The organism is Haemophilus parahaemolyticus (assembly GCF_018373095.1).
In the GTDB taxonomy this organism is placed as follows: Bacteria; Pseudomonadota; Gammaproteobacteria; order Enterobacterales; family Pasteurellaceae; genus Haemophilus_A; species Haemophilus_A parahaemolyticus_A.
Map to the genome: position 1 here is coordinate 1 of NZ_JAHAHT010000039.1, position 13,913 is coordinate 13,913.

12 protein-coding genes are annotated in these 13,913 nt (G+C 39.2%); 6 read left to right on the forward strand and 6 right to left on the reverse strand.

What is annotated here, in order from left to right; translation table 11 throughout:
• The first annotated feature begins 17 nt into the window (after positions 1 to 17).
• Entirely contained in the window at positions 18 to 467 is a 450-nt protein-coding gene (ilvN, locus tag KH943_RS05440; RefSeq protein ID WP_304108674.1) for an acetolactate synthase small subunit, read from the forward strand.
• Positions 468 to 525: 58 nt separating this feature from the next.
• Here ilvN and serS read toward each other — a convergent pair whose 3' ends face one another.
• Genes serS through KH943_RS05455 form a run of 3 tightly spaced genes read right to left on the reverse strand, consistent with a single transcriptional unit; the run spans position 526 to position 3,775 of the window.
• A complete protein-coding gene (gene serS, locus KH943_RS05445) occupies positions 526 to 1,833 on the reverse strand; it encodes a serine--tRNA ligase (protein ID WP_304108647.1) in 1,308 nt (435 codons plus the stop codon).
• Between the two features lie 22 nt (positions 1,834 to 1,855).
• Positions 1,856 to 2,338 (reverse strand): SsrA-binding protein SmpB, encoded by a 483-nt coding sequence (smpB, locus tag KH943_RS05450; RefSeq protein WP_304108677.1) that lies wholly within the window; start codon positions 2,336 to 2,338, stop codon positions 1,856 to 1,858.
• A gap of 33 nt (positions 2,339 to 2,371) precedes the next feature.
• The gene (locus KH943_RS05455; protein ID WP_304108650.1) at positions 2,372 to 3,775 is read right to left on the reverse strand and encodes a YcjX family protein; all 1,404 of its coding nucleotides are present in this window, start codon (positions 3,773 to 3,775) and stop codon (positions 2,372 to 2,374) included.
• 57 nt (positions 3,776 to 3,832) lie between these two features.
• On the opposite strand from KH943_RS05455, the gene KH943_RS05460 reads away from it, so the two are divergent.
• A complete protein-coding gene (locus KH943_RS05460) occupies positions 3,833 to 4,666 on the forward strand; it encodes a CYTH domain-containing protein (RefSeq protein WP_304108653.1) in 834 nt (277 codons plus the stop codon).
• 350 nt (positions 4,667 to 5,016) lie between these two features.
• Here KH943_RS05460 and ilvY read toward each other — a convergent pair whose 3' ends face one another.
• The gene (ilvY, locus tag KH943_RS05465) at positions 5,017 to 5,895 is read right to left on the reverse strand and encodes an HTH-type transcriptional activator IlvY (protein ID WP_304108655.1); all 879 of its coding nucleotides are present in this window, start codon (positions 5,893 to 5,895) and stop codon (positions 5,017 to 5,019) included.
• A 6-nt stretch (positions 5,896 to 5,901) separates the two neighbouring features.
• A complete protein-coding gene (gene fdhD, locus KH943_RS05470) occupies positions 5,902 to 6,714 on the reverse strand; it encodes a formate dehydrogenase accessory sulfurtransferase FdhD (RefSeq protein ID WP_304108658.1) in 813 nt (270 codons plus the stop codon).
• Positions 6,715 to 6,974: 260 nt separating this feature from the next.
• Between fdhD and fdnG the strand changes: the two genes are divergently transcribed.
• From fdnG to fdhE, 4 genes are all read left to right on the forward strand, one after another.
• Positions 6,975 to 10,052: a formate dehydrogenase-N subunit alpha gene (fdnG, locus tag KH943_RS05475; RefSeq protein ID WP_304108661.1), complete on the forward strand. Its 3,078-nt coding sequence runs from the start codon at positions 6,975 to 6,977 to the stop codon at positions 10,050 to 10,052.
• On the forward strand, positions 10,052 to 10,975 hold the full coding sequence (gene fdxH / locus KH943_RS05480) for a formate dehydrogenase subunit beta (protein ID WP_304108663.1): 924 nt from the start codon (positions 10,052 to 10,054) through the stop codon (positions 10,973 to 10,975). Before fdnG ends, fdxH begins: the two co-directional genes overlap by 1 nt.
• Complete coding sequence (locus KH943_RS05485; RefSeq protein WP_119222711.1) at positions 10,968 to 11,648, forward strand: formate dehydrogenase subunit gamma; 681 nt, start codon at positions 10,968 to 10,970, stop codon at positions 11,646 to 11,648. The genes fdxH and KH943_RS05485 overlap by 8 nt, the downstream gene beginning before the upstream one ends.
• Positions 11,649 to 11,716: 68 nt before the next feature.
• Entirely contained in the window at positions 11,717 to 12,628 is a 912-nt protein-coding gene (gene fdhE / locus KH943_RS05490; RefSeq protein ID WP_304108668.1) for a formate dehydrogenase accessory protein FdhE, read from the forward strand.
• A 45-nt stretch (positions 12,629 to 12,673) separates the two neighbouring features.
• Here fdhE and KH943_RS05495 read toward each other — a convergent pair whose 3' ends face one another.
• Positions 12,674 to 13,735 carry an AI-2E family transporter gene (locus KH943_RS05495; protein ID WP_304108671.1) on the reverse strand — a complete coding sequence of 354 codons (1,062 nt, stop codon included), beginning with the start codon at positions 13,733 to 13,735 and terminating at the stop codon, positions 12,674 to 12,676.
• Between the last annotated feature and the right edge of the window lie 178 nt (positions 13,736 to 13,913).

The window sequence follows — 13,913 nt, forward strand, 5'->3', positions numbered from 1 at the left end:
TACCTTGTCTTCCTTATTTGGAACAGAAGCGGCACTGGTATTCAATTGCGGATGGCTTTAATATCGAAAGTTTAACCGTTGCACCAACTGACGATGAAAGTCTGTCACGTATGACTATTGTGGCAAACGGTGACGAGAAAATTTTAGAGCAGATCGAAAAACAACTGCACAAACTTATTGATGTGTTTAAAGTGATTAACCTCAGTGCGTGCGAACACGTAGAACGTGAAGTGTTGCTATTAAAAGTGCGTGCAACAGGCTCTGCCCGCGATGAATTGAAACGAATGACCGATATTTTCCGTGGTCAAATCGTGGACATCGCTCCAAAACTTTACACCATTCAATTAACAGGTACGAGTGAAAAACTTAATGCCTTTATTGAAGCGGTAAAAGCAGAAACAACCATTATCGAAATCGTGCGTTCAGGGATTATTAGTCTCTCTCGCGGTGAGAATAATTGTTTGTAATGTTAATTGGCCTCTGTCCTAATAGGAGAGAGGCCAATTATTATTTACTTAAAGAGGCTTAAACGGTAATCACTTCTACCCCACCCATATATGGGCGTAATACTTCTGGCACAGTAATTGAACCGTCAGCATTTTGGTAGTTTTCTAACACTGCAACAAGGGTTCGACCAACCGCTAAACCAGAACCGTTTAAGGTGTGAACCAGACGGGTTTTCTTATCATTTTTCGCTTTGCAACGAGCTGTCATACGGCGAGCTTGGAAATCCCACATATTTGAGCAAGAAGAAATTTCACGGTAAGTATCTTGAGCAGGTAACCATACTTCTAAATCGTAAGTTTTGCAAGAACCGAAGCCCATATCGCCCGTGCAGAGTAATACTTTGCGGTATGGTAAGCCTAAAAGTTGTAATACTTTTTCAGCATGTCCCGTTAATTCTTCTAATGCTTCCATTGATTTTTCAGGTGCAACGATTTGTACCATTTCCACTTTTTCGAACTGGTGCATACGGATTAAACCGCGAGTATCGCGACCGTAAGAGCCTGCTTCTGAACGGAAACAAGGGGTGTGAGCGGTCAATTTTAACGGAAGTTTTTCTTCTTCAATAATTTCATCGCGTACTAAGTTCGTCACTGGTACTTCAGCGGTTGGAATTAAGCTAAATGAGCGTTGAACTTCGTTAGGATCTTGACCTGTTAATGGTTGAGTGTGGAACAAATCTTCCCCAAATTTTGGCAATTGACCTGTGCCGAATAAGCTGTCGTGGTTTACTAAGAATGGTACGTTTGTTTCTACATAACCGTGTTGTTCGGTGTGTAAATCCAGCATAAATTGCGATAACGCACGGTGTAAGCGGGCTAATTTACCTTTCATTACCACAAAACGGCTTGCGGTTAATTTTGCACCAGCACTAAAATCTAATCCGCCTAAGTTTTCACCTAGGGTTACGTGATCTTTAATTTCAAAATCAAATTGACGTGGTTCGCCCCAACGAGCGACTTCTAAGTTTTCGCTATCGTCTTTACCTAATGGCACTTCTTCCGCAGGTAAATTTGGTACATTTAAAAGCAACTCTTTAATTTGCACTTGCACTTCATCAAGAGCTTTTTTCGCTTCATTAAGCTCATTGCCCATATTATCCACTTCCGCCAATAATGCAGAAATATCTTCACCACGTGCTTTTGCTGCACCGATATTTTTAGAACGAGCATTGCGTTCTGCCTGTAAAGTTTCCGTTTTCACTTGCAATACTTTGCGTTTTTCTTCTAACGCTTTGACTTGCTCAACATCTAAAATAAAATTACGTTTGATTTTAAGTGCGTTTGCTACTTCATCTAAGTGAGTACGCAGTAAGTTTTGGTCTATCATCTTATATTCCTTTTGTTAAAAATTAGCCACGAGCAGCGTTTTTCATAATGCGTTGTTTTGCAACTTGCCACTCGCGATCTTTAATATCTTCACGTTTATCGTGCAGTTTTTTACCTTTCGCTACGCCAATTTTCACTTTTGCCCAGGCTGCTTTCCAGTAAACAGAAAGTGCTACAACAGTCATCCCATCACGGTTTACTTTACCAAAGAGAGAGTCTAGTTCACGTTTGTTGAGCAACAATTTACGGGTGCGTGTTGGGTCTGCCACGATATGGGTAGACGCCACGTTTAATGGGGTGATGGTCGCCCCAAATAAAAAGGCTTCGCCATTACGGAAAGTAACATAGCTATCACCAATATTTGCCTTTCCTGCACGTAAGGATTTTACTTCCCAGCCTTGTAATTCTAAGCCTGCTTCAATTTCTTCTTCGATAAAATATTCGTGACGAGCACGCTTATTTAATGCGATGGTATTCGAAGCTACTTTTGGTTTCTTTGCCATAATTCAATTCTTGTTAAAAATAAAACCGATTTTACCCTAATCTAACATATCAGCCAATAAAAACTGTAGCACTGCATCCATCCGTAAATGTGGAATAGGCTCATCATATTCAATATGTTTCGGTTCAAACTGGTCAAAATCGAACTGATTATATTGCCAATAACTGGCATTCGGCAAACGGCTCGGTACGCTACCTGGATAAGTGACCGACACTTGTGATGAGTTATTGGAACGCACGCCTTTTACCGCTTTGAAAGATTGCCCTCCTTTAGTGACATTTACCACATCAGTCGTTTTAATACTCGAAATCGCATAGTAGCCTAGCCCTTTTATGCCATCGAAAGCGGTATGATTTCCGCCTTCTAATACTAATTGACGCATTAAACTTTCTAAATTCGGAATTTGTTCTGGTGTAATATGATCGGCTTTGGTCGCTAAAAATAACAATTTATCAATATGTGCGGAAAAAAGGCGAGAAAATAAATTTCTCGTGCCATAATGAAAATGTTTAAACAATTGCTGCAAGCCGATTTTCATCTCCATAAATTCATGATAACCGTGATTTAATGGCGTTAAACAATCAGCTAAAATTACCTGACGATCAAAACGAGAAAAATAATGATCATAAAACGGTTTTACTATTTTTTGCTGGTAATGGTAATAGCGTTTTTCCAACATTTTATAGGTGCTATTTTTATCTGCTTTTTCTAATTTTCCCCAATCCGTTTCCGTTAAATTTAATAATGGAAAGAATTGTAGAACAGGTGCACCTTGCATATTTTGATCAGGTAGCACAAATCGCCCAGGTTGAATATACTGCATTCCGTTTGCTTTGCATTCTAATAAATAAGCGGTGTATTTTTCACTTAAATTTGCAAGTTGGTTTTCATCGGCTTTTGTAAAAAGATCCAAATTTTCGACCGCTTGTAACCATTCTTTCGCTAACTCTGCACGTTTTCCAGTGTGTACTAATTGCTGTGCTTCGCACCATTCTTTAAAAGATTGATTTAAAATTGGTAAATCCAGCAGCCATTCCCCTGGGTAGTCAAAAATATCCAGATAGAGCGTATTTTCTTCTGCTAAATGGCGAGAAATGCCCTTACGTTTATAGCGAATGGCTAAGCGAATTTCACTGATGCCACGCGTGGAATCGCACCAACGTGCAGGTATTTCTTCTAAACATTGACGATTTTTATCATATTCAAAACGAGGAATGGTTAAATCCCCCTGTTCAATGCGTTTGACTGAGACAATTTGCCCCGATTTTACTGCCTGAAATAGGGGTAGGTTTGCTGTTTGATAGTGCAAAAGTTGATCAACCAGGCTAGTAATAAACGCCGTTTTTCCGCTTCGGCTTAATCCTGTTACCGCCAAGCGTAAGTGGTTATCTAAGCCACGTTGAACTAAGGTTTGGAGTTCATTTTTAATTCGATTAAACATAATAGGTTTTCTGATAAAATAATCTTCCGATCATATCAAAAATAGGCAGAACAAAAAATGGAAAATGAGATTGAGTTAAAGATAATGCTTGATGAGCAAAATATTGCACCTGTTAGCGAATGGCTTGCCAAGCAACATATTTTAGACGAGAGAGAAACCACATTAGGCAATACTTATTTCGATACGCCAGAACAATATTTTGCCGAGCATCAAATGGGCTTTCGTGTAAGAGTGAAAAATCATTGCTATGAAATGACTCTGAAAACTAAAGGTGAAATTGTTGGCGGCTTACATATTCGCCCTGAATATAATCTGCCACTAGAGAATGAAAAGCCTGATTTTAAGCGGTTGGTTTTGCACTTTAATTTGCAAATTGAAGACGCAGAGCAGCTTGCTGAAGCACTCACACCTACCTTTAGCACAGATTTTATACGCTATCAATGGCTAATTGAAATAAACCAATCACAAATTGAAGTGGTGCTTGATCAAGGCGAAGTAAAAAATCCATTCGGTTCAGAAAAAATTTGTGAGCTTGAATTTGAATTAAAAACAGGAGCATTAGCGGATATTTTTCAGCTTATTGAGCAAATGCCCAAATTAGATGGAATGTGGTTAAGCAGTTTAAGCAAAGCACAACGCGGTTATATTGTTGGCAGGCCTGAGCGTTTTAAACAAGAAATTTTACAAGCACTCCAAAAAGAGAAAAATTATACACTGGAACAGCAATTAGCCGATTATTTACGCCTTTATCCAGATGAAGAAATTTATCAAATTTTTGTGAGAGAATTTCCGGAGTTTAATAAGAATGAAATAATAAAATTACAGGGATATTTAAAAAGCAAAGAATATTTAGAAAGAAATATAAATTTATTAAATAATAAAATGTTTTGAAATATTTACAAGCATGAATATAATCAAGTGGCGAAATTTACAAAAATCTTGTAGATTTCACCGCTTTTGCTTTGCATTAATTATCTCACCGCTTCTCTTCCAGCAACCTAACACGCCGACTTACGCTTCTACACTATTTCATTGGTGACAGAAAAAGTGTTAGCGTTTTTGAAGTAGTATTTGTAATTTGTTAGAACAAAAAGACCGCTTGTTTTCAGTTACTTATGGAGGTGTTGCAGGTAGAAAATTAGTAAGCTAACAAAAAATGCCAAAAAATTCACTATCGTAAAGATATTGCATGTTTATTTTAATTGAATAGATAAAAAATTTATTGAGTGTGATAGGCATCATTAAGCAAACAATGCCCAAAAAGCCTTAATAATCGGCTCTTGTAAGCGTTTTGTTTGAACACAAATACCTAACTCAAAAGGCTTAATAGGCTTATTTAAGTTAAGATAAGAAACTTGGTTTGCCACGGGGCTATGTTTAATGACTACATCAGGTAATAACGCTACACCACATCCTAATGCCACCATCGGCACAATTGCCTCGTGCCCCGCAACTGTTGCGTAAATCTTTGGCTCTTTAATTTTTTGCGATTTAAACCATGCTTCAATTCGTAACCGAGCGGGTCCTTCAAGCGGTAGAATAAATGGCATATTTTGCCAATCAATTGGATCTTGTTGCAGCAATTGCGTAGCTGAACAGGCTACTCGCGGAATAATCAGCGAAAGCGTAATATTATCAATATGTTGAAAAGCAACATTATTTGGCAAATTATTAGGCTTACCAGCGAGGGAAATATCCGCTTGTAGTGAATGTACTGCACCGACTGCGTGAGCAGGGTCACCGGTAATCAACTTAATTTCGACTTTCGGATAACGTTGACGAAATTTCTCCAGCATTGCAGGTAAATGGCTATAAGCCGCCGTGACTGAGCAGAAAAGCTGCAATTCCCCCTCTAATTCCCCTTGGTGAGGGGAAAGGGCATTCTTTATTACTTGCCAATCTGCCCAATTCTGTTTTGCAAATTCTAAGAATTTTTTGCCTGCTTCTGTAAGATGAACTTGGCGATTATCTCTTACTAATAGTGGTTGCTCCACTTCTTCTTCCATTCGCTGAATATGGCGAGTAAGGGTGGATGCACTCATATAGTTTTTTTCTGCCGTGCGAATAAAACTACGAGTTTGAGCGAGATCTAAAAAGAGTTTTAATGATTGAAAGTCCATAAATGGTTATTTAATAATAAGGCGAGATATGCCCGAATAAACCGTCGCTTTGCCTTTACGGGTAAAGCCGAGTAAGCTAAATCCATTTTCTCGTGCCATTTTGACTGCCATTTCAGTGGTAGCGGAAATGGCACATAACATTTCTATCCCTGCTGCAACGCATTTCTGCACCATTTCAAAACTGGCTCGACTTGTTACAAACACAAAGCCAAGAGGTTCATTGTTTGCAACGTACCAACCAATGAGTTTATCTAAGGCAACGTGTCTGCCAACATCTTCTCGAATGGCAAGTAATTTACCCTCAGGGCTAAAAAATGCGGCTGCATGGCTTGCACCTGTTTCTTTGGAAAGCTGTTGGGCTTGTTCTAATTGCTCAAGTGAGTGATTAAAAATAAGCGGGTTGATGTTTGATAAGCGGTCAGATTTTTTAACTAAATTACAACTCTGTTTAATTTGTTCTAATTGTTCTACACCACAAATGCCACAACCTGTTCTGCCTGCCATTGAGCGGCGTTTTTCTTTTAATTCAACAAAACGGCGGGTGCTAATTTCTAATTGCACCTCTATGCCATTGCATTGCGTAATAATATCTATGCCGTAAATTTCTGACTTGTTAGAAATAATGCCTTCCGAAAGTGAAAAGCCAATCGCAAAATCTTCCAAATTATTTGGCGTGCACATCATAACGACATGAGAAATACCGTTATACACTAAAGCAACAGGTATTTCACGAATAAGACTATCTTCACACGGATATACTGTTATGGATTGATCCGCTATATTTAAACGAGTAGCATTTATTTTGTGTAAAATATTCATATATATTTTTAATATTTAATTTTAATAAATAAGAATTATTCTCAACAATATTATTTTAATGAATTAAATTTTAAATAGATCAAAGAATAATTAGATTTATTAAATTTACTAAAGATGGGGTATGGTTTATTATAGCCAAAGGTAAAATAATTGTTAAATAATACAACTCAATAAAATTGGGTTTGTAATATGACGATGTATTTTACATTTTAAACATCACATTGACAAAATGTTGTCAATGTTACTAGTAGGAGTGATTTATGCAGGTCTCAAGACGTAAGTTTTTCAAGATCTGTGCAGGTGGTATGGCAGGGACTTCTGCGGCAATGCTTGGTTTTGCACCAAGTGAAGCGTTAGCAGCCCCTCGCGAGTACAAGCTTTTACGAGCTAAAGAAACTCGCCAATCCTGTACTTATTGTGCCGTAGGCTGCGGTATGTTGATGTATAGCCTCGGTGATGGAGCAATGAATTCACGTGGTAAATTATTCCACGTGGAAGGTGACCCAGACCATCCAGTTAGCCGTGGGGCATTATGTCCAAAAGGTGCAGGGGTATTGGATTATGTAAATAGTCCAAATCGTCTTCAATATCCAGAATATCGTGCACCTGGTTCTGATAAGTGGGAACGCATTTCTTGGCACGACGCCATTCATAAAGTTGCGAAATTATTAAAAGAAGACCGTGATGCCAACTGGGAAGCTACCAATGCGGAAGGTACGCCAGTTAATCGTTGGGTAACAACAGGTTTCTTGACAGCTTCTGCTGCAAGTAATGAAACGGCACTTTTAACCCAAAAATTTGGTCGTGCTTTTGGTATGCTGGTTTTAGATAACCAAGCGAGTACCTGACACGGACCTACGGTAGCAAGTCTTGCTCCTAGTTTCGGTCGCGGTGCGATGACCAACCATTGGGTTGATATTAAAAATGCGGACGTGGTGGTGGTAATGGGCGGTAACGCTGCAGAAGCTCACCCAGTTGGCTTCCGTTGGGCTATTGAAGCGAAAAAACAAAATGGTGCGAAGTTAATGGTGGTTGACCCACGCTTTAACCGTACAGCTTCTGTGGCTGATTTCTATTCTCCAATTCGTTCAGGTACAGATATTACACTTTTATTAGGGGTAATTAAGTATCTTTTAGATAACGATAAAATCCAACACGAATATGTAAAACATTACACCAATGCAAGCTTCTTAATTCATGAAGATTTTGGTTTTGAAGATGGTTTATTCACTGGCTATAACCCAGAAACTCGTTCTTATGATAAATCAACGTGGTCTTATCAATTAGATGAAAACGGACAGCCAAAACGTGATATGACACTTCAAGATCCGCGTTGTGTTATTAACTTATTGAAAAAACATGTTGAACGTTATACGCCTGAAATGATTGAGCGTGTTTGTGGTACAAAACAAAAAGCATTCCAAGAATTTGCAGAAACGATTGCTTCAACCGCTGATCCAAAACGTACGACAACATTCTTGTACGCATTAGGTTGGACGCAACATACGGTGGGTGCACAAAATATTCGTTCAATGGCGATGATCCAGTTGCTTTTAGGTAATATCGGTATGTCTGGCGGTGGCGTAAACGCATTGCGTGGTCACTCGAATGTACAAGGTACAACAGATATGGGCTTATTCCCATCTATGTTACCAGGCTATATTCCATTACCAATTGAAACAGATACCACTTTAGATGCCTTCTTAAAACGTATTACACCAAAAACAGCGGTAGATGGTCAGACAAACTACTGGCAAAACACCCCGAAATTTATGGTGAGTATGCTTAAAGCCTTCTATGGCGAGAATGCAACTAAAGATAACGAGTTCGGCTACCACAATTTACCGAAACAATATAAGAAAAAAATGGATCATATGAGATTTATCGAATTGATGGATCAAGGCAAAATTAATGGTTATATCTGCCAAGGTTATAACCCATTAGCCTCTTATCCAGATAAGAATAAAATCTCAAGTGCGTTACGTAAATTAAAATTCTTAATTATTTGCGATCCATTAGCAACAGATACCTCAGAATTCTGGCAACATCATGGCGAATACAACGATGTAAACCCAGCTGATATTCAAACTGAGGTTATCCGTTTACCAACCATCTGTTTTGCTGAAGAAGATGGCTCAATTGCGAACTCTGGCCGTTGGTTACAATGGCACTGGAAAGCAGCTGAACCACCAAAAGAAGCAAAACCAGATGTAGATATTTTAGCGGAAATCCGTGAAGTGATGCTTGAAATGTATCATGAAGAAAAAGCTCAAGGTAAAACGCCAGTTTCACTTGAAACTATTGAAGCCATGACTTGGAATTACAAAAATCCATTAGAACCGAAATCGGAAGAGCTTGCTAAAGAGAATAATGGTTATGCACTAGAAGATCTTTATGATGCAAGCGGTAAATTAATTGCGAAAAAAGGTGAATTACTTTCAAGCTTTGCTCAACTTCGCGATGATGGTTCAACTTCATCAGCGATTTGGATCTACACTGGCCAATGGACAGAAAAAGGTAACCAAATGGCGAACCGCGATAACAGCGATCCATCTGGTTTAGGTAATACATTAGGTTGGGCATTCTCATGGCCTCTTAACCGTCGTGTACTTTATAATCGAGCATCTGCAGACTTATCAGGTAAACCGTGGAACCCGAAACGCCAGCTTGTAAAATGGAATGGCAAAAACTGGAACTACATTGATGTGGCAGACTTCGGTACTGCACCACCAAACAGCAATGTAACGCCATTTATTATGAATAATGAAGGCGTGAGCCGTCTATTTGCATTAAATAAACTGACAGAAGGTCCGTTCCCTGAACACTATGAACCGATTGAAACACCAATTGGCACGAACCCACTTCACCCTAATGTGGTTTCAAATCCAACAGTTCGTATTTTAGAGAGCGACAAAGATCGTTTCGGTGATGCAAGTCAGTTCCCTTATGTGGGTACAACTTACCGCTTAACTGAGCACTTCCACTTCTGGACCAAACAATCTAACCTCAATATGATTGCTCAGCCAGAACCGTTTGTGGAAATTAGTGAAGAGTTGGCAAAAGAGAAAGGCATTGAAAATGGTGATGTGGTAAAAGTAACTTCAAAACGTGGTTATATTAAAACCAAAGCCGTTGTAACAAAACGTGTTCGTTCAATTGATGCTGACGGTAAACGTATTCACACTGTAGGTATTCCACTCCATGGCGGCTTTGCAACAGTAGGCAAAAAATCATTCTTAGCCAATACGCTCACTGGACGTGTAGGTGATGCAAATACGCAAACACCAGAATATAAAACGTTCCTTGTAAACATTGAAAAAGTAACGGAGGCAGTATAATGTCAGGTGTACAAGATCAAAACATTATTAAAATTTCTGCTACATCCTTTGTTACCCCACCACCACAAGCTCGTGACCACGTGGTGGAGGTCGCAAAACTTATTGATGTTTCAACCTGTATCGGCTGCAAAGCTTGTCAGGTGGGTTGTTCAGAATGGAACGATATTCGTGCACCGCAAGAAGATTGCGTAGGTCTTTATGATAACCCTCGTGATCTGAATGCAAAACAGTGGACGGTAATGAAGTTCAATGAAGTGGAAGAAAACGACCGCTTGGAATGGTTAATCCGTAAAGATGGTTGTATGCACTGTGCCGAACCAGGATGTTTGAAAGCGTGCCCATCACCAGGTGCGATCATTCAATATGCAAACGGTATCGTGGATTTCCAATCGGATAAATGTATCGGTTGTGGTTACTGTATTGCAGGTTGTCCATTCAATATTCCACGTATGAATGATGAAGATAACCGTGTGTACAAATGTACCCTTTGTGTGGATCGCGTGAATGTGGGTCAAGAGCCAGCTTGTGTGAAAACCTGTCCAACAGGTGCAATCCGCTTTGGTTCGAAAGATGAGATGCTTCACTATGCTGAAACACGTGTGAAAGATCTCAAATCCCGTGGTTATCCAAATGCAGGCATTTATAACCCTGAAGGTGTGGGCGGAACACACGTAATGTACGTGTTACACCACGCAGATAAACCTGAGCTTTATTCTGGCTTGCCGAAAGATCCGAAAGTTGATGTAACGGTTGAGCTTTGGAAAGATGTGCTTAAACCAGTTGCAGCGATTGCAATGGGCGGCTTAGCACTTGCTGAGGTTGCTCACTATGTGACCGTTGGACCAAACGTTGAAGAGGATGTGGAAGATCACCACGAACACGCAGAAGGTGAACATCAAGAAAAAGGAGGCAAAGATGAGTAAAAAAGTGGAAATCACGAATGATACCCGTATTATTCGCCACAAACCTGTTGCTCGAGTGAGCCACTGGTTCTTGGTTATTTCATTCTTTATGACAATGTTCACAGGGGTTGCATTCTTCTTCCCAGATTTTGCGTGGTTAACTGAAATTCTCGGTACACCGCAATTAGCTCGTGCAATTCACCCATTCACAGGGATCGTGATGTTTATTGCCTTTATTATTATGGCGTTGATTTACTGGGATCATAACATTCCAGAAAAAAATGACCTGAAATGGGCAATGAACGTACACGAAGTGTTAAAAGGGAATGAGCATGCAGTGGCTTACAATGGTAAATATAACTTTGGTCAGAAAATGTTATTCTGGACATTAAATTTGGCAATGTTTACCTTGTTAATCACTGGAATTATTATGTGGCGAAAATATTTCTCACATAATTTCTCAATCCAAACCTTACGAATTGCTATTTTGCTTCACTCAGCAAGTGCCTTTGCGTTATTTACAGGGATTCTCGTTCATATGTATATGGCGTTCTGGATTAAAGGCTCAATCCGAGGTATGGTTGAAGGCTGGGTAACTGTCCGCTGGGCGAAAAAACACCACCCGAAATGGTATAACGAGGAAGTGAAACCTGAGCTTGAAAAAGAGCTTGCCGAACAAGCAAGTAAAGGCTAACTTCCAAACCAAAGTGCGGTATAATTACCGCACTTTTTGTTTATTCTCTTCTCATTTAAGGACACAAAATGAGTATCCGAATTTTACCTGATACTGAAATCAAACAAGCGGCAAGTTCTTTTGAACATCCACCGCTTTTATTTGCTAACCCGAAAAACTTATATGCCCGTCGTGCGAAACGCTTACGCCAATTGGCAGAGCATAACCCATTTAAAGATTATCTTAAATTTGCAGCAAACTTGGTTGAAGTGCAATTAGATCTTCTTGAAAGCCAGCCAATTGCAAATGAACAAGAAAAATTGACCGCTTGCATTACCCAAACTCAAGGTAATAAACCACTGAATGCCAAAAATTTTCCACGCTCAAACGAATGGCAGAAACTTTTGCTCGCACTCATTGAAAAATTCAAACCTTACGCTAATGAAACTACCTTACCGACATTGGAATGGTTAGAAAAGGCAGCATCTTCTGAGCTAGAAAAATTAGCGACGGACTTGCTTAATGAGAATTATGAACAAGTAGGAGCAGATAAAGCGGTCTTTTTATGGGCGGCACTTTCACTTTATTGGGTGCAACTCACTCAACAACTACCGCGCAATACCATGACCGAAGTAGGCGAACGCCATACCTGCCCTGTATGCGATGCAGCACCTGTGGCAAGCGTGATTCATTTTGGCAGTGAACAAGGTTTACGCTATATGCACTGTTCGCTTTGTGAAAGTGAATGGAATATGACCCGTTCACAATGCTCAACCTGCGATCAAAGTGGCAAATTAGATTACTGGAGTTTTGATAATGTTGATGCAGGCGTGAAAGCTGAAAGCTGTGGCGATTGTGGAAGTTACTTAAAAGTGATGTATCAAGAAAAAGATGCCTATGTTGAACCTGTAGCAGATGATCTTGCTACCATTTTGCTTGATGCTGAAATGGAGCAAAAAGAGTTTGCTAAAAGCGGATTAAATCCGTTTCTTTTTCCTTAATATTATAGACAGAAATAATCATGAAATAGTCATATTAGTGCGTGGCTATTTCATATATTTACCTTTTTCTAATTCTGGCACATCACCTAGCAATACCGCATATTGAATAGTGTTCGGACTAGATTCTAATGCGATTTTTAATGCCATAGTGAGCGGCACAGAGAGCAACATACCAACTGTGCCGAGTAGCCAACCCCAGAAAAGCAACGAGAGTGTGACGACTAATGTAGAAAGCCCCAGTGTTTTGCCCATCATTCTTGGTTCTAAAATATTCCCCACCAACATATTGACTGCGATGACTCCAATCATTACTGCAATACCATCTGAAAATCCGTTGAGCAGCAAGGCTTGAAGGACAATTGGAATACCTGCTAATACTGAGCCGATATTGGGAATGTAGTTAAGTAAGAACACTAATACCGCCCAAAGCACGGCATATTGCACGCTGAAAATATCTAAAATCATGTAAATTGCAATGCCAGTTAAGGTGCTCATTAAGGTTTTTACACCAAGATAGCGAATAATGATTTCTACTACGCGACTCAGATGCTCAACTTCTTGGTTGAAATTTGACTTACCGCCATTAAATGCAAGCGTGATTTTATACTTAATCATAGGCGATTCTAGCAGCATAAAAACCACAACTAAAAGTAGCATAAAAATATTGGAAACCACATTAGAAAAACTGAGCAAAACACGGCTTACCAGCTGCATTACCATACTTGGATCGAAACTCTCTAATGCAGAAATATCAGGGATAGTCAGAGGAATATTCCACTCAGTAATGAACGTTTTGATTATTTCTAATCGAATCTGTAAGATTTCTTTATATTGAGGAATAGATGCTGTAAATTCGCGAATGGTGCTGTTAATCATTCCCGCTAAAAAAAGAAAAAGTACCACGATAAAAATCAGCATTAAGGTAATGGCAAGCCCTAATGGAATTTTTCGCTTAGTCATAAAATGAATAGCGGGTGAGCAGATGATTGCAATAAAAAGGGAAAGTAAAAAGGAAATAACAATTTCACCTGCGAGCTTCACGCCTGCCAGAATAATGACCAATGCGGCTGTTGCAAGTAAAAATCGAGTTAAAGGGAAATTTTGCATAATTGTCTCTTAATAAAATAGATTTTATTCCTTACATTTGTGTAGAGGGCTTTTAGTTAATTTAGTGCTTGTAGAATTTATAAATAAGATTATAAATCAAACACTTTCTGAATATATCTTGCCACCGCTTCATCTTTATTAAACCCAATCACTTCATTGTTTGGTAATGCTTCTTTTA